Below are 16,439 nucleotides of genomic sequence, written 5' to 3' on the forward strand. Positions count from 1 at the left end.
GACACGCCGATACCGTCCCGCCAGACTCACGTGATTCCTGTATCCGGATAAAGCGATGAAGCCTGCGGCGGGCGACGCCTCCCAACCTGCGAGCCCGGCCCCCAGCGCACTGGCATTGGCGCCGCTCGTGCTGTTCCTGATGCTGTTCTTCGGCGCGGGCCTGTATTTCACCGCGCGCGGCGAGGCGATGGGCTTCTACCAGTTGCGGGCACCCGTCGCGATCCTGCCGGCGCTCGCCCTGGGCGCCTGGCTGGCGTACCGGCGCGGCATCCGCCCGGTGGAAACGCTGCTGGCGGGCATGGGGCACAGCAACGTCATGCTGATGTGCCTGGTATTCCTGCTGGCGGGTGCCTTCGCCACCGTTTCGCGTTCGGTCGGTGCGGTCGATGCCGTGGTCGCGCTCGGGCTCGGGGCGCTGCCGGCCTCGCTCATCCTGCCCGGGCTGTTCCTGGTCGCGAGCTTCGTGGCGCTGTCCATCGGCACTTCGATGGGCACGATCGCCGCGGTCGTTCCCATCGCGCTGGGCGTATCCGACGCGGCCGGCCTGGACGCAGCACTGGTGATGGGTGCGGTAGTGGGTGGTGCGATGTTCGGCGACAACCTGTCGATCATCTCCGACACCACGATTGCCGCCACCCGCACCCAGGGCTGCCGGATGCGTGACAAGTTCCGGGAGAACTTCAGGATTGCGCTGCCCGCGGCGTTGGGCACGCTCGCGCTGTTGGCAGTGATGGGCGACAGCGCCCCGGTCAGTGCACCGGGTGCCGCTTCGTCGTGGCTGGTGCTTCCTTATTTGTTGGTACTGGGCCTGGCATTGGCCGGGCTGGACGTGGTGCTGGTACTGGCGCTGGGCATCGTGGCAGCCGGCGTGGCCGGGTGGGCCGTGGGTAGCGGCTATGACGCGGTGACCTTTGCCGGCGACATCTACACCGGCTTCGAAAGCATGGTGGAGATCCTGTTGCTGTCGCTGCTCATCGGTGGCCTGGCGGCATTGACCCGGGCGGCCGGTGGGCTGGAATGGCTGGCCGGCGTCATCGTCCGGTTTGCGCGCGGCCATCGCGGGCGCCGGGCGGGCGAGGTCAGCATCGCCGCGCTGGCGGCCGGCAGCGACGTGCTGACGGCCAACAATACGGTGGCGATCCTGGTGGGCGGCGACCTGGCACGCGATATCGCGCAGCGCCACGGCATCAGCCCGCGGCGCTCGGCCAGCCTGCTCGACATCTTTTCCTGCGTGATGCAGGGCGTGCTGCCGTATGGCGCGCAGATCCTGCTGGCAGGCTCACTGGCCGGCTTGTCGCCGCTGGCGATCGCCGGACACGTGTACTACTGCTGGCTGCTGGCCGCGGTGGCGATCGGTTTCATCATGTGGCCGCGCCGCTCGAGAGCCGCGTCCGTGCCGGCCCACTGAGCGAGGGCACGGCAGGCCAAGGGCTGAAACGAAAGAGGCAACGGCGTTGGCCGTTGCCTCTCTTGCATCGTGGGTGGCCCGCGCCACCCGGCGGACGGCAATCAGTCGCGCAGCTTCGACAGCAGGCGCAGGAACTCGATGTACAGCCACACCAGGGTGACCATCAGGCCGAACGCGCCGTACCACTCCATGTACTTGGGCGCGCCCTGTTCGACACCGGTTTCGATGAAATCGAAGTCCAGTACCAGGTTGAGCGCAGCGATGACCACCACGAACAGGCTGAAGCCGATACCGACGATGCCCGACTCGTGGATCATCGGGATCTGGATGCCGAAAAAGCTCAGGGCGATGCTCGCCAGGTACACGAGCATGATGCCGCCGGTGGCCGCGACCACGCCGAGCTTGAAGTTCTCCGTGGCCTTGATCATTCCGCTGCGGTAGGCGAACAGCAGGGCGAACAGCGTGCCGAAGGTCAGCAGAACCGCCTGCATGACGATGCCTTCGTACAAGTGGTTGTACATGGCCGAGATCGCGCCCAGGAAGAACCCCTCCACCAGCGCGTACAACGGTGCGGTGACCGGTGCCCAGGTCTTCTTGAATACCGTCACGAGCGCAATCACGAGGCCGCCGATCGCGCCGCCCCAAACGTATGGGCCTGCGCCGACGATGCCGTCCGCCGTGCTTACCTGCATCCACGCGAACGTCGCGGTCAGCACGCTGAGCAGCAGCAGGAACCCGGTCTTGTTCACCGTCCCGTTGAGCGTCATCACGCTATCGCCGCCGCGCACCACAGCGCCGCTGCCCAGGTCCAGGAACGTGCTGTCCTTCAATGCCGGATTGCCGCTGCGCATGTGCTACTCCTTGAGTGGTGTGTGGTTGCCTTGGGTGCGATGCTCGTCGGAAAGCTGAACCCCGGCCGCCGGCGAGAATACACAGGCCCGATGGCCCCATCGCAAGATTGACACGTACCGGGCCGGTGCCCACAATAGCCGGCCTTTCGCGGCGTTGGCGCGCAACGGAAGTCTGGCCCGGGGCATAGCGCAGTCTGGTAGCGCATCTGGTTTGGGACCAGAGGGTCGGGGGTTCGAATCCCTCTGCCCCGACCATCCTGCCGCGGCGCCTGCCGCGGGTTCAGTTAAGATGCGGGCCGCACGCGCCCGTAGCTCAACCGGATAGAGCACCGGCCTTCTAAGCCGGTGGTTGCAGGTTCGAGTCCTGCCGGGCGCGCCAAGTGCAGCTGTATATGGAAGTGCCGGCGGACCAGGAACGTGCTTCCGTACGGTGATACCGAGATCCCGGCGTGCTGTGGTTTCCGCAGCTCGCCACGCAAGCTTCAATGGTGGATGTAGCTCAGTTGGTTAGAGCACCGGATTGTGATTCCGGGGGTCGCGGGTTCAAATCCCGTCTTCCACCCCAGTGTTACCCAGCGGTAGTTGTCTGGTACAATTTCAGCGTTACGGGCCGTTAGCTCAGTTGGTAGAGCAGTTGACTCTTAATCAATAGGTCCAAGGTTCGAATCCTTGACGGCCCACCACTTCAAGGCACCCGGCTCCGGCCGGGTGCCTTTTTTTGTGGGTTGCGTGGGGCGCGGAGTGCCGCACGACGGACGATGTCCTGGCCTAGAATCGTCACGCCGCCTGGCCGGCGGAAACAACGCGAAAGTGGCGGAATTGGTAGACGCCCTGGATTTAGGTTCCAGTGCCGCAAGGCGTGGGGGTTCGAGTCCCCCCTTTCGCACCAACCCCGGACGAGAACCAACAGCCCGGTGGCTCCAGCGAGCGTTCGCGAGAGCGGTACCCAGCCGTCGCGGCGGCTTTGGCCTGTGTACGGCCGGACAGGTGTAAGGCCCGATGGGCTATCGCATAGGCCACCCTCACGCCGCCAACTGGCAGCCGAGGCCGGAATCAGCCAAACTACGCCGTTCCGCCGCGGCCCGACGCCCAACCGCATCGCCGCGCGGTCGCCCTCAACGCCAGATCATCAACATCGTGCCGCGGCCGGACCGCCGTGGTCGCAGGAGTGGATATGCAAGTTTCGGTCGAATCCCTGGGCTCGCTTGAGCGCCGCATGACGTTCAACCTCCCCGCCGAGCGGCTGGAAACGCAGGTCGACGGCCGTCTGCGCGAGATCGCCCGTGGCGCCAAGATCAAGGGCTTCCGTCCGGGCAAGGTGCCTGCCAAGGTGATCGAGCAGCGCTTCGGCGCGCAGGTCCGCGCCGAGGTGCTCGACGGCCTGCTGCGCGAGAGCTTCAGCAACGCGGTGCAGCAGGAGTCGCTGCGCATCGCCGGCAACCCGAGCATCGAGCCGGCCAACGACGGCGACCTCGCGTATGTCGCGACGTTCGAGGTCGTGCCCGATTTCGGTGACATCGACGTGTCGAAGCTCGAAGTGGTGCGCCACACCGCCGAAGTGTCGGATACCGACATCGACGCGATGATCGAGAACCTGCGCCTGCAGCGCCGCACCTGGAACCCGGTCGAGCGTGACGCCCGCGATGGCGACGCGGTCGAAATCCAGACCTGGTCGATGGCCGGGGACGAGCGCGTTCCCGCCGAAGGCACCGAGCGCGGCGCCGCCATCCTCGGCAGCGGCAACATGCTGCCGGCGATCGAGTCCGCGCTGTCGGGCATGAAGACGGGCGACGAAAAGACGATCGACGTGGAGTTTCCCGCCGACTGGCGCGTCCCGCAGTTCGCCGGCAAGACGGTGCAGGTGAACCTGGCCGTGACCAAGGTGTCCGAGCCGGTTCTGCCGGAAGTCGACACCGACTTCATCAAGAGCTTCGGCGTGCGCAGCGGCGACGCCGACCAGTTCCGCGCCGACATCCGCAGCAACCTGGAGCGCGAGCTCAAGGGTGCGTTGATGACGCGCCTGCGCCGCGAGGTGGGCGAGCAGCTGATCGCCGCCTACGAGTCGGTCGAAATGCCGCCGAAGCTGGTCGAAGCCGAAGCCCGTGACATGGCCCGCCAGGCCGTCGAGCAGGCACGCCGCCAGGGCCGCCAGGTCGGCGAGCTGCCGGCCGACGCGCACGTCCCGTTCCTGGACGCGGCGCGCAAGCGCGTGCTGGTCGGGCTGCTGGTGGGCGAGGTCGCCCGCCGCAACGAACTGCGGCTGGAATCAAAGCGCCTGACCGAGACCCTGAACCTGATCGCCTCCACTTACGAGGAGCCCGAGCAGGTCGTGCAGCTGTACCGCAACGACGCCCAGCTGATGGCCGGCCTGCGCAACCGTGTGATGGAGGAGCAGGTGATCGACTGGATTGCCGAGCGCGCCCAGCACACCGAGCAGCCGATGTCGTTCAGCGAGGCGATCCGCCAGTAATCCGATGCGTGGCGCACATGCGCCACTTGCGCCCCGGTCCGGCCGGCCCCACGTTGGCCGGACCGAAACACTACAACCCGACGGGTGCCGCCTGATGGACAACCAAACCAAAGCGCTCAACCTCGTTCCGATGGTGGTCGAGCAGACCAGCCGGGGCGAGCGCGCGTACGACATCTATTCGCGCCTGTTGAAGGAGCGGGTGATCTTCCTGGTGGGCGGCATCGACGACCACATGGCGAACGTGATCGTCGCCCAGATGCTGTTCCTGGAAGCCGAGAACCCCGAGAAGGACATCAGCCTGTACATCAACTCGCCCGGCGGCATCGTCACGGCGGGCATGGCGATCTACGACACCATGCAGTACATCAAGCCGGACGTGAGCACGATCTGCGTCGGCCAGGCCGCTTCCATGGGCGCGCTGCTGCTGGCGTCGGGCGCCAAGGGCAAGCGCTACGCGCTGCCGAATTCGCGCGTGATGATCCACCAGCCGCTGGGCGGCTTCCAAGGCCAGGCCAGCGACATCGAGATCCATGCGCGCGAGATCCTTTCGCTGAAGCAGAAGCTCAACGAGATCCTCTCCAAGCACACCGGCCAGGCGCTGGAGACCATCGCCCGCGACACCGAGCGCGACAACTTCAAGAGCGCCGAGGCCGCACGCGAGTACGGGCTGGTCGACGAGGTGCTTGAGCGTCGCCCGGACGAGTCGGTCCAGGCCGGTTGAAGGTCGCCGGAATACGTAAGCCGGTAAGCCCCAAACCGTTGAAACGTAACCTTTTTGAACCATCGATCCGGTCCGCGGGGCGGGCCGGATCGCTGTGGTATTCTCGGGCCGCAGCACGCGGACGCAACCGGAGCGGGCGGCATCCGGCACCACGCACCATTCAGGCACAGGCATGAGCGACGACCGACAGGGCCGCACCACCGGCGACAGCAACAAGATCCTCTACTGCTCGTTCTGTGGCAAAAGCCAGCACGAAGTCCGCAAGCTGATTGCGGGCCCGAGCGTGTTCATCTGCGATGAGTGCGTGGAGCTGTGCAACGACATCATCCGCGAGGAGCTCGAGGAGAAGGCGCAGTCGGCCCGCAGCCACCTGCCCAAGCCGCGCGAGATCCTCGAGGTGCTCGACCAGTACGTCATCGGCCAGCAGCGCGCCAAGCGCACGCTCGCGGTGGCCGTGTACAACCATTACAAGCGCATCGAGAGCCGCCAGAAGAACGACGACGTCGAGCTGGCCAAGTCCAACATCCTTCTGGTCGGGCCGACGGGTTCGGGCAAGACGCTGCTGGCCGAGACGCTGGCACGCATGCTCAACGTGCCGTTCACGATGGCCGATGCGACGACGCTGACCGAAGCCGGTTACGTCGGCGAGGACGTCGAGAACATCATCCAGAAGCTGCTGCAGAAGTGCGACTACGACGTCGACAAGGCGCAGCAGGGCATCGTCTACATCGACGAGATCGACAAGATCTCGCGCAAGTCGGACAACCCGTCCATCACCCGCGACGTGTCGGGCGAGGGCGTGCAGCAGGCGCTGCTGAAGCTCATCGAAGGCACCGTGGCCAGCGTGCCGCCGCAGGGTGGGCGCAAGCACCCCCAGCAGGAGTTCCTGCAGGTCGACACCCGCAATATCCTTTTCATCGTCGGAGGCGCGTTCGCCGGGCTGGACAAGATCATCCAGCAGCGCAGCACCGAGGCCGGTGGCATCGGATTCGGGGCCAAGGTCAAGAGCAGCGAGCGCAAGGCTGAGATCGGCAAGATCCTGGCCGAAGTCGAACCCGAGGACCTGATCAAGTTCGGCCTGATCCCGGAGTTCGTCGGCCGCCTGCCGGTGGTCGCCACGCTGGAAGAGCTGGACGAGGCCGCGCTGGTCACGATCCTCACCGAGCCCAAGAACGCGATCACCAAGCAGTTCCGCAAGCTGTTCGAGATGGAGGACGTGGAGCTGGAGTTCCGCCCGGACGCACTGGTGGCGATCGCCCGCAAAGCGCTCAAGCGCAAGACCGGCGCGCGCGGCTTGCGCACCATCGTGGAGTCGGTGCTGCTGGACACCATGTACGAGCTTCCCTCGCTGGAAAACGTCAGCAAGGTGGTGGTCGACGAGTCGGTGATCGACCACAAGACCGAGCCGTACCTGATTTACCAGACGCCTCCGGCCGCCGCGCCCAAGGTCGCTTCGGCCGACTGACCGGCACGGCTTCGATGGCTGAACAGGCCACTGCTACCAGCTGAACGCCGTCTCGACCGAGGCGGCGTTTTTCGTTGTAAGCGACTGATCCTGAAGAGCACCCGTTTGCCGCTTCGGCGAAGCGTGCCCGGGTTGCTTGCATCCTTTCGCGCGGACCCCCATAACCGACGCGAAGCGACGCCCCCACTTCCGCCGCCCCGCCTGCCGGGCCGGCACCGATCCTGCTGGAGTTTCCATGACCGATCCGACCGAACACGACCTGCTTGACCTGCCGGTGCTGCCGCTGCGCGACGTGGTCGTGTTTCCGCACATGGTCATTCCCTTGTTCGTGGGCCGCGACAAGTCGATCCGCGCGCTGGACGTGGCGATGGAGGCCGACAAGCGCATCCTGCTGGTGGCGCAGAAGTCGGCCGAAACCGACGATCCGGGCGCCGAGGACCTCTACGACATCGGCACGCTCGCCCACGTGCTGCAGCTGCTGAAGCTGCCCGACGGCACGATCAAGGTGCTGGTCGAAGGCGTGGCGCGCGTCCAGGTCGATACCGTCGAGGAACGCGACGGGGTGCTGGCCGGGCAGGCGCATGTCGTGGAGCCCGTCATGGACCGCGAGGAGCGCGAGATCGAGGCGATCATGCGCTCGCTGATGGGCCTGTTCGAGCAGTACGTCAAGACCAATCGCAAGCTGCCGCCGGAACTGATGCAGACGCTGTCGGGTATCGACGAGCCGGGGCGGCTGGCCGACACGATCGCCGCCCACCTGGGTGTGCGCATCAGCGACAAGCAGAAGCTGCTGGAGACGCACGAGCTCGGCGCGCGCCTGGAGCAGCTGGTCGGGCTGGTCGACGGCGAAATCGACGTGCAGCAGCTGGAGAAGCGCATCCGCGGCCGGGTCAAGTCGCAGATGGAGAAGAGCCAGCGCGAGTACTACCTCAACGAGCAGATGAAGGCGATCCAGAAGGAGCTGGGCGAGATCGACGACGCGCCCAACGACATCGAGGAGTTGACGCGCAAGATCGCCGAGGCCGGCATGCCCAAGCCGGTGGAAGCCAAGGCCAAGGCCGAGCTCAACAAGCTCAAGCAGATGTCGCCGATGTCGGCCGAGGCCGCGGTGGTGCGTAATTACCTGGACTGGCTGCTCGGCGTGCCGTGGAAGAAGCGCAGCAAGGTGCGAAAGGACCTCAAGGCCGCCCAGGACGTGCTTGATGCCGACCACTTCGGCCTGGAAAAGGTCAAGGAACGGATCCTCGAGTACCTGGCGGTGCAGACCCGCGTGAAGCACATGAAGGGCGCGATCCTGTGCCTGGTCGGGCCGCCGGGCGTGGGCAAGACCTCGCTCGGCCAGTCCATCGCCAAGGCGACCAACCGCAAGTTCGTGCGCATGTCCCTGGGCGGCGTGCGCGACGAGGCCGAGATCCGCGGCCACCGCCGCACCTATGTCGGCTCGATGCCGGGCCGCATCGTGCAGAACCTCAACAAGGTCGGCACCAAGAACCCGCTGTTCGTGCTGGATGAGATCGACAAGATGTCGATGGACTTCCGCGGCGACCCGTCCTCGGCGTTGCTCGAGGTGCTCGACCCCGAGCAGAACAATGCCTTCAACGACCACTACCTCGAAGTCGACCTGGACCTGAGCGAAGTGATGTTCGTGGCGACCTCGAACTCGCTCAACATCCCGGGCCCGCTGCTGGACCGCATGGAGGTGATCCGCATCCCCGGCTACACCGAGGAGGAGAAGCTCAACATCGCCATGCGCTACCTGCTGCCCAAGCAGATCAAGGCGAACGGCTTGAAGCCCGACGAGATCAAGGTCGCCGAAAGCGCGGTGCGCGACATCGTGCGCTACTACACGCGCGAGTCGGGGGTACGCAACCTGGAGCGCGAGATCGCGAAGATCTGCCGCAAGGTCGTCAAGGAGATCGCGCTGGCCGGTCCGCAGCCGGCCAAGGGCAAGGGTGCGCGCAAGGGCCCGGTCAACGTCAACTCCAAGAACCTCGAGAAGTACCTGGGTGTGCGTCGCTACGACTTCGGCCGCGCAGAGGAGCAGAACGAGATCGGCCTGGTCACGGGCCTGGCATGGACGGAAGTGGGTGGCGACCTGCTGCAGGTCGAAGCCACGCTGGTGCCAGGCAAGGGCCAGTTGCTGCTGACCGGCCAGCTGGGCGACGTAATGAAGGAATCGGCGTCTGCCGCGCTGTCGGTGGTGCGTGCACGTACCGAGCGCCTCGGCATCGACCTCGACTTCCTGGCCAAGCACGACGTGCACGTGCACGTACCTGAGGGCGCAACGCCGAAGGATGGCCCGAGCGCGGGCATCGCGATGGCGACCGCCTTGGTGTCGATGCTGACGCGCAACGCGGTGAAGGCGGACGTGGCGATGACCGGCGAGATCACCCTGCGCGGGCGCGTGCTGCCCATCGGCGGCCTCAAGGAGAAGTTGCTGGCCGCGCTGCGTGGCGGTATCCGCACGGTGATCATCCCGGATGAGAACCGCAAGGACCTCGCCGACCTGCCCAAATCCGTGACGCAGGGGCTGAAGATCATCCCCGCCAAGTGGATCGACGAAGTGCTCGACATCGCCCTGGAGCGCCCGTTGTCGCCGGCACCCACGCCGGGGCAGGGCGAGCTGCCCGTCCGCAGCGATGCCGAACCTGTCGCCCAGCCCGGTGTCAAGCATTGACATGGGCGATCGGAGCAGATCGCCTAAATCGGGCTGAAACCCGCGTCAGAGCTAGCTTTCACGCTTGCGAAGGCAAAAACCCGCTGGTATAACGACCGCAACCGCACGAGCCCTGCGCCATTGCAGGCCCGTGCGGTCTAATCGATCGGAGAGTCTGCCGGGGAAGGGGACGGTCCGGTTCTCAGAACACTGCGGCCCAGTCCGCACAGGGAGTCCATACGAATGAATAAGGCCGATTTTGTTGCTGCCGTCGCCGACGCTGCCGAGCTGTCCAAGACCGATGCCGCCAATGCCGTTGACTCGATGGTCAGCGTCATCACCAAGGCGCTGAAGAAGGGCGACACCGTCACGCTGGTGGGCTTCGGTACGTTCCAGGTCCGCAAGCGCGCCGCGCGCCAGGGCCGCAACCCGAAGACCGGCGAGACCATCAAGATCAAGGCGTCGAAGAATCCTGCGTTCAAGGCTGGCAAGGCGCTGAAGGATGCCGTAAACTAAGCAGCTCGCCCGCCGGCGCCTGATACAGGCTCCAGCAGCATCAGGCGGGTGCTTAGCTCAGTGGTAGAGCGTCTCCTTTACACGGAGAGGGTCGGGGGTTCGAAACCCTCAGCACCCACCATCACTTGAGTGCGAGTTTTGAGTGCGGAGTGGTAGTTCAGTTGGTTAGAATGCTGGCCTGTCACGCCGGAGGTCGCGGGTTCGAGTCCCGTCCACTCCGCCAGTAGTACCCAGGGGCGCCGGATGTCTCATCCGGCGCCCCTGCTTTAAGTGAGGGTCGTGCGTTTTCCGTTTGCATCACGCGGGACGCAGGGCCACGAGGTTCAACGTGGAGCGGTAGTTCAGTTGGTTAGAATGCTGGCCTGTCACGCCGGAGGTCGCGGGTTCGAGTCCCGTCCGCTCCGCCAGTTGTCCCAGAAGGCGCCGGAAACGGCGCCTTCTTTTTTTGTCCGGAATCCGGGGCGGCAACGGGCTTGCTAGACTGTGCGGCTCCGTCCCGATACGCGACCCCACATGCTGCAGAAACTCCGCGAAAAGACGTCCGGCGTCGTCGGCGCCGTGATCCTCGCGCTGCTGATCGTCCCCTTCGCCCTCTTCGGGCTCGACCAGTACATGGTGGGCGGCAGTGCCAACACCGTGGCCCGCATCCAGGCGCCGCCAACCTGGTGGAAGCAGGCGCCGTCATGGTGGCCGGCCTCCATGGTGTGGCGTCAGCAGGAGGTCACAGTCGAGGAGTTCCGCAACCGGCTCGAGCTGGTGCGCCAGCAGCAGCGTGCGCAGCAAGGCGACGCGTTCGACCCGGTCGCGTTCGAGTCCGTCGACAACAAGCGCGAGATCCTCGAGACCCTGATCGACGAGAAGGCGCTGGCAATGTCGGCCGAAGCCTCCGGTATCGCCGTGGGCGATGCGATGGTGCGCGACGCGATCCAGGACATCGAGGCGTTCCAGGTCGAGGGCAAGTTCGACGCCAACCGGTACCAGCTGACGCTGGCATCGCAGGTGCCGCCGCAGACTCCGCGCCAGTTCGAGCAGACGCTGCGCGACAGCCTTCGGCAGTCCCTGGCAGTGCAGGCGGTCGGCAACAGCAGCTTCGTGACGGCTGGAGAGATGGACCGCCTGGTGCGCCTGCTGGGCGAGCAGCGCGACGTCGACCTGCTGATGATGCCTGCGCCGGAAGCCGATACCGCGCCGGTCAGCGACGAGGAAGCGCAGCGCTGGTATGCCGCCAACGAGGCCGACTTCCGCGCCCCCGAAGCGGTCACCATCGAATACGTGCAGGTCAACGCCGACACCGTGCCGGCGCCGGCGGCGCCCGACGAGGCCGCGTTGCGCCAGCGCTACGAGGAACAGCGCGAACGCTTCAGCCAGCAGGACGAGCGGCTGGCCTCCCACATCCTGGTGCGCGTGGAAGACGGCGCCGATGACGCCGCCGTAGCGGCCGCCCGCGAGAAGGCGGCCGGCATTGCCGCGCAAGCCAGGGCGCCGGGCGCGGATTTTGCCGCGCTCGCCCGCGAGAACAGTGACGACAGCGGCTCAAGCGCATCCGGCGGCGACCTGGGATGGATGGGCCGCGGTGCGATGACCGGAAGCTTCGAGGACGCCCTGTTCGCGATGGAGCCGGGCCAGGTCAGCGACCCGGTCCGCACCGACTTCGGTTGGCATGTCATCCAGTTGCGTGAGGCGCGCTCCGGCCAGACGCAGAGTTTCGAGGAGTCGCGTGAGGCGCTCGCCGCCGAGCTGGCCGAAACCAACCGCGACCGTGCGGTCAGCGAGTTCACCAGCGAGCTGGTCGACCGCATCTACCGCAACCCGTCGTCGCTCACGCCCGCCGCCAGCGAGATGGGGCTGCAGGTGCAGACGCTGGGTCCGTTCACCCGTGAGAGCGCAACGGGCATCGCGGCGATTCCGGCCGTCAAGCAGGCGGCGTTTTCCGAGATGCTGGTGCAGGACGGCACGGTGAGCGACCCGATCGAGGTGGCACCGGGGTCCACGGTGCTGATCCGCGTCGTCGAGCACACGCCCGAGCGCGCGATCCCGCTCGCCCAGGCCCGCGCGCGCGTCGACGCGGCGGTGCGTGCCGAGCGGACCCGCAAGGCGGCCGAGGCCCGCGCCGAAGCGCTGGTGGCGCGCGTCAGGAAGGGCGAGACGCTGCAGGCGCTGGCGCAGGCCGAAGGCCTGCCGGCGCCGGAGTCCGTCCCGGGCGTGCCGCGTGGTGCGCCGTTGCCGGAGCCGGCCGTGACCGAGGCCATCTTCGCCGCGCCCAAGCCCGCCGAAGGCAGCGTGACCGCCGGCAAGCAGGCGTTGTCCGACGGCCGCGTCGTGCTGTTCGCCGTGACCGGCGTGACCCCGGGCAGTGCCGCGACGCTGGACGATGCGCAGCGCGAAATGCTTCGAGAACAGTTCTCGCGTGTCTCCGGCCTGGACGACGTCGAGGCGCTGACGCGCTCGCTGCGACGCAACCTGGACATCGAAGTGTTCGAAGACAACTTCTGATGCCGACGGGCCGCCGATCGCGGCAGGCGCCACGAAAAAGCCCGGCATCGCGCCGGGCTTTTTCGTGGGCGGCGCGGCAGCGGGAACTCAGTCTTCGGCGTCGGCGTGGAGGCCCGTCATGCCGATGATGTTGTAGCCCGCGTCGACGTAGGTGATCTCGCCAGTCACGCCCGACGCCAGGTCGGAGCTGAGGAAGGTCGCGACGTTGCCGACATCCTCGATGGTGACGGTGCGGCGCATTGGCGCGTTCTCCTCGACATGGCCGAGGATCTTGCGGAACCCGGCAATGCCGGCCGCGGCGAGCGTCTTGATCGGGCCGGCCGAAATGGCGTTGACGCGCGTGCCTTCGGGGCCGAGGTTGCAGGCCAGGTAGCGCACGGTCGACTCCAGGCTGGCCTTGGCCACGCCCATCAGGTTGTAGCCCTCGAGTGCCCGCTCGGCGCCCAGGTACGTCAGTGTGAGGATCGAGCCGTTGCGCCCGGCCATCAGCGGTCGCGCCGCCTTGGCCAATGCAGCCAGCGAGTACGCGGAGATGTCGTGGGCGATGGCGAAGTTCTCGCGCGTCAGTCCGTCCAGGAACTGCCCGGAGATGGCTTCGCGCGGTGCGAAGGCGATGGCGTGCACGAGGATGTCGAAACCATCCCAGCGCTTGCCCAGCTGCTCCATGCACGCGTCGATCTGCGCATCGTCGGTCACGTCCAGCGGCAGCACGATGTCGCTGCCGCACTCGGCCGCGGCCTTCTCCACGCGCGACTTCAGCTTTTCGTTCTGGTAGGTAAAGGCCAGCTCCGCGCCTTCTCGGTGCATCGCCTCGGCGATGCCGCTGGCGATGGAGCGCTGGCTGGCGATGCCGGTGATCAGTGCGCGCTTGCCCTGCAGGAAACCCATGTTGCGACCCTCGAATGTGGTGACCGGTGCCGGCGAAGCGGCAGGGGCGCTAGTGTGCCCTGCGACGACGCGGGCGGCCACAGCGCCCGTACGCGTCAGTCGGACGTGGGCGGTGCATCGATGTGGAGCGCCATGCCCGGTTGCAGCACTGCGCCGGGGCGCAGGCCGTTCCGGCTGAGGAGGTCGGCCACGCGCAGTCCGTACCGCCGCGCGATCACCCAGGGATTCTCGCCACGGACGACGACATGCCTGCGCGGCTCGCTACCCGTGGCCTGAGCTGTTGCGGCGGCCGTGGCCGCGACGCTGGCGATCGTCGAGGCGGGAGCAGACGCCCGGGGCACGGAAGCCGCGGCCACGGAAGCCGCGGCAACGGACGCCGGCACCGTCGTCTCGCTGGCACCGACGGCCAACACCGGCGCGAGCAGCCGCTGCGGCCCGGTGCGTCCCTTGGCGATGCGGCCGTTGCGGAATGCCGGGTTCAAGGCGCGCAGGCGGTCGGCATCGTGTCCTCCATGTGCCGCCAGCGCGTCCAGCCGGTCGATGCCGTCGGGCACTTCGACCTCGACCAGCGTCTCGACGGGGGCTTCCAGGGCGGGGCGAAGCGCCGGATCGTCGGCCGTCGCGGCTACGACGCACGCCAGCGCATGCAATTTGCGCACGTAGGCCTGGGTGATGCCCGGGACGCCCTGCAGCGCCTCGGGCCGCGCATCGCGGGCGACCTGGCCGTTGCGCTTGAGCGCGCCAAGGATGCGGTACTCGCCGGCGTTATAGGCCATGGCCGCCAGCCGCCAGTCGCCGGCGAACATGCCGTGCAGCGTGCGCAGGTAACGCACGGCGGCGCGGGTGGAGTCGACCGGTGAGTACCGGCCGTCGTAGGCCGAGTCCACCGGGATCTTGTGGTTGCGGGCGGTCAGCGCGATGAACTGCCAGAGCCCCGCCGGGCCAGCCGGGCTGCGGGCGGCGGGCTTGTAGCCGCTCTCCACGAAGGGGATCAGTGCGTATTCGGTTGGGAGGTGCGAGGCGCGCAGGGCGTCCACCACGTAGGCGAACAGCGGCATCACGTCGCTGCCAGGCTGCGAGAGCTTGGACGGCGCGCTGGCGAAGTGGCGGCTCCAACGGTCGCTGACATCGCCTTCGCACGACGGGTCGGCCAGCCCGTCGCGGAACGACTGCAGCACGGACAGGCCGGTGCGCGGAGGGATGGCCGGATCGGCCAGGTTCGCTGTCGGCATCGGCGCTTCGGCTGCCGCGGCCACGCCGCCGAGCGTGAGCAGCGTCGCGAGCGCCAGCGCCCGCATGCATCGCGCGACGGGCCGGGCGGTCCGGGGGCGGGCCATCATGCGGCGAACCCGTCCTTCCAGCGGCGCAGTTCGGCGAACACCTCCGCATCCGACGTCGGCGACCGCCCCAGGCGACGCTGCACGGCCTCGACCACCGCGCGCGCGCGGGTGCGCAGGAACGGATTGGCCGCACACTCGTCGGACAACACGGCGGGCAGGGTGGGACGGTCGGCAGCGCGCATGGCTCGGGCCTCTTCCAGTCGGCGCACCAGCGCCTCATTGTCGGGATCCACCACGCGGGCGAAGGCCGCGTTGGACAGGGTGTATTCGTGGCCACAGCACACACGCGTGTGACCGGGCAGGGCCGCCAGGCGGTCCAGGGAGGCCAGCATCTGGGGGGCGTCACCTTCGAACATGCGCCCACAGCCAAGGCTGAACAGGGTGTCGCCGCAGAACAGCAGCGGCGGGTCGCCGTCTGCCAGATGGAATGCGACGTGGCTCAGGGTGTGTCCCGGCACGGCGATGACATCCAGCGCCCAGTCGCCGATCTCGAGCCGGTCGCCATCGGCCACCCGGTGCGTGGCGTGGGCGATGCGCGGGTCCTCGGGTGCGTAGACGGGGAGCCTGGGCCAACGTGCCAGCAGGTCGGACACCCCGCCGACGTGGTCGGGATGGTGGTGGGTGAGCAGGATGGCCTCAGGCCGCAGCCCGGCATCGGCCGCGCGCAGGACCGGCGCGGCCTCGCCGGGGTCCACGATCAGGGCGCCGCCGTCGGTCGACTGCAGTACCCAGATGTAGTTGTCGTTGAACGCGGGCAGGGCCAGCAGTGGCATGGTGACGCTCCCGGGGGGATCGCGCAGAATCCGTCGCAGATCCCCGTGCATCCATCCTGTTGTCAGATCAGCCGGGGGTCCGTTCAGGAAACGCCCCCGGCCGGAGGCCTCGCGACCATGCCCGCCCCCCGTCCCGCGCGTCAACCCGGATCGCCCGCGCCGTTCTTCGACGCCGCCGCGGGCCGCGGCCTGCTGGCCGCCGAGGCGGGCGCGATGGCACGCGCGCTGGCAGCCATGCCCGCCTTGCCCTGGTTGTGGGTGGGCGCGGGCGGTGCGCCGCTGCCGGCACTGGATCGGCCCCGTGGCGTGCTGCTGCACAGTGCCGGGTCCGCGACTGCAGGCGAGACGCGCTACGCGGGCGACCTCCATTGCGCGTTGCCCTGGCCCATCGCAAGCGACTCCATTGGCATGGTGCTGGTGCAACACGCTGCCGAGGAGTCCTTCGACGCCCAGCGGCTGCTGGACGAGTGCGCCCGCGTGCTGGTCCCGGGCGGCACCTTGTGGCTGTCGGTGCTCAACCCCTTCAGTCCCTACCGGGGCCGTTGGTGGCGGCGCGGGCTGCACGTGCGCGGACTGGGCGCGTGGCAGGCCCGGTTGCGGCGATCGGGCCTGGTGGCCGACAGCCTCAGCGTGCAGTGGCTGGGTCCGTACTGGCGGGTCGATCGCCACGACAGCGGCGTGGCCGCCATGGACCGGCTGCGTGCCGGCGTGGCGATCACGGTCACCAAGCGCGTGCATGCCGCGGTGCCCCGGCAACCGCTGCGGCGGCTGCGGCTGGCGACGCAGCGGGGCATCGTGGTCGACCCGACCCGGGACCAGGCCTGGTCGACGCGCCGGGAGATGTCGCGATAATGGCCG

Annotated in this window: 12 protein-coding genes and 8 tRNA genes; 16 read left to right on the forward strand and 4 right to left on the reverse strand. The window is 67.7% G+C overall.

What is annotated here, in order from left to right:
* Nucleotides 1-55: 55 nt before the first annotated feature.
* Entirely contained in the window at nt 56-1,408 is a 1,353-nt protein-coding gene (locus K6753_RS03850; protein ID WP_223674881.1) for a Na+/H+ antiporter NhaC family protein, read from the forward strand.
* 101 nt (nt 1,409-1,509) lie between these two features.
* Here the strand turns inward: K6753_RS03850 and K6753_RS03855 are convergent, their stop codons facing one another.
* The gene (locus tag K6753_RS03855) at nt 1,510-2,259 is read right to left on the reverse strand and encodes a Bax inhibitor-1/YccA family protein (RefSeq protein ID WP_223674882.1); all 750 of its coding nucleotides are present in this window, start codon (nt 2,257-2,259) and stop codon (nt 1,510-1,512) included.
* A 178-nt stretch (nt 2,260-2,437) separates the two neighbouring features.
* Here K6753_RS03855 and K6753_RS03860 point away from each other — a divergent pair.
* The 14 genes from K6753_RS03860 (at nt 2,438) to K6753_RS03925 (ending at nt 12,580) form a co-directional block, all read left to right on the forward strand.
* Nucleotides 2,438-2,514: transfer RNA gene (locus tag K6753_RS03860), tRNA-Pro, on the forward strand.
* 47 nt (nt 2,515-2,561) lie between these two features.
* A tRNA-Arg gene (locus tag K6753_RS03865) sits at nt 2,562-2,638 on the forward strand.
* A gap of 109 nt (nt 2,639-2,747) precedes the next feature.
* Nucleotides 2,748-2,824, forward strand: a tRNA-His gene (locus K6753_RS03870).
* A 42-nt stretch (nt 2,825-2,866) separates the two neighbouring features.
* Nucleotides 2,867-2,942: transfer RNA gene (locus tag K6753_RS03875), tRNA-Lys, on the forward strand.
* 121 nt (nt 2,943-3,063) lie between these two features.
* Nucleotides 3,064-3,148 (forward strand) — tRNA-Leu (locus tag K6753_RS03880).
* A gap of 285 nt (nt 3,149-3,433) precedes the next feature.
* Entirely contained in the window at nt 3,434-4,729 is a 1,296-nt protein-coding gene (gene tig, locus K6753_RS03885) for a trigger factor (protein ID WP_223674883.1), read from the forward strand.
* Between the two features lie 94 nt (nt 4,730-4,823).
* Complete coding sequence (clpP, locus tag K6753_RS03890; protein WP_223674884.1) at nt 4,824-5,450, forward strand: ATP-dependent Clp endopeptidase proteolytic subunit ClpP; 627 nt, start codon at nt 4,824-4,826, stop codon at nt 5,448-5,450.
* A gap of 172 nt (nt 5,451-5,622) precedes the next feature.
* A complete protein-coding gene (gene clpX, locus K6753_RS03895; protein WP_223674885.1) occupies nt 5,623-6,915 on the forward strand; it encodes an ATP-dependent Clp protease ATP-binding subunit ClpX in 1,293 nt (430 codons plus the stop codon).
* A gap of 235 nt (nt 6,916-7,150) precedes the next feature.
* Nucleotides 7,151-9,592, forward strand: a complete 2,442-nt coding sequence (gene lon, locus K6753_RS03900; RefSeq protein ID WP_223674886.1) for an endopeptidase La — start codon at nt 7,151-7,153, stop codon at nt 9,590-9,592.
* A 222-nt stretch (nt 9,593-9,814) separates the two neighbouring features.
* Complete coding sequence (locus K6753_RS03905; protein WP_223674887.1) at nt 9,815-10,087, forward strand: HU family DNA-binding protein; 273 nt, start codon at nt 9,815-9,817, stop codon at nt 10,085-10,087.
* Between the two features lie 46 nt (nt 10,088-10,133).
* Nucleotides 10,134-10,208, forward strand: a tRNA-Val gene (locus tag K6753_RS03910).
* Nucleotides 10,209-10,233: 25 nt separating this feature from the next.
* A tRNA-Asp gene (locus K6753_RS03915) sits at nt 10,234-10,310 on the forward strand.
* Between the two features lie 107 nt (nt 10,311-10,417).
* Nucleotides 10,418-10,494: transfer RNA gene (locus K6753_RS03920), tRNA-Asp, on the forward strand.
* Between the two features lie 106 nt (nt 10,495-10,600).
* Nucleotides 10,601-12,580 carry a peptidyl-prolyl cis-trans isomerase gene (locus K6753_RS03925; RefSeq protein ID WP_223674888.1) on the forward strand — a complete coding sequence of 660 codons (1,980 nt, stop codon included), beginning with the start codon at nt 10,601-10,603 and terminating at the stop codon, nt 12,578-12,580.
* Between the two features lie 87 nt (nt 12,581-12,667).
* On the opposite strand, the gene K6753_RS03930 is transcribed toward K6753_RS03925, so the two are convergent.
* The 3 genes from K6753_RS03930 to gloB all read right to left on the reverse strand — a co-directional run bounded on the left by K6753_RS03930 (nt 12,668) and on the right by gloB (nt 15,581).
* Nucleotides 12,668-13,468, reverse strand: a complete 801-nt coding sequence (locus K6753_RS03930; RefSeq protein ID WP_223674889.1) for an enoyl-ACP reductase FabI — start codon at nt 13,466-13,468, stop codon at nt 12,668-12,670.
* A 95-nt stretch (nt 13,469-13,563) separates the two neighbouring features.
* The gene (locus tag K6753_RS03935) at nt 13,564-14,808 is read right to left on the reverse strand and encodes a lytic transglycosylase domain-containing protein (protein WP_223674890.1); all 1,245 of its coding nucleotides are present in this window, start codon (nt 14,806-14,808) and stop codon (nt 13,564-13,566) included.
* Nucleotides 14,805-15,581, reverse strand: coding sequence for a hydroxyacylglutathione hydrolase (gene gloB / locus K6753_RS03940; protein ID WP_223674891.1), 777 nt, complete (start codon nt 15,579-15,581; stop codon nt 14,805-14,807). The genes K6753_RS03935 and gloB overlap by 4 nt, the downstream gene beginning before the upstream one ends.
* 117 nt (nt 15,582-15,698) lie before the next feature.
* Here gloB and K6753_RS03945 point away from each other — a divergent pair, with 117 nt between their 5' ends.
* Nucleotides 15,699-16,433, forward strand: coding sequence for a methyltransferase domain-containing protein (locus tag K6753_RS03945; protein WP_223674892.1), 735 nt, complete (start codon nt 15,699-15,701; stop codon nt 16,431-16,433).
* The last annotated feature ends 6 nt before the right edge of the window (nt 16,434-16,439 follow it).

Origin of the sequence: Novilysobacter selenitireducens, assembly GCF_020026895.1 — a bacterium.
Lineage (GTDB): Bacteria > Pseudomonadota > Gammaproteobacteria > Xanthomonadales > Xanthomonadaceae > Lysobacter_C > Lysobacter_C selenitireducens.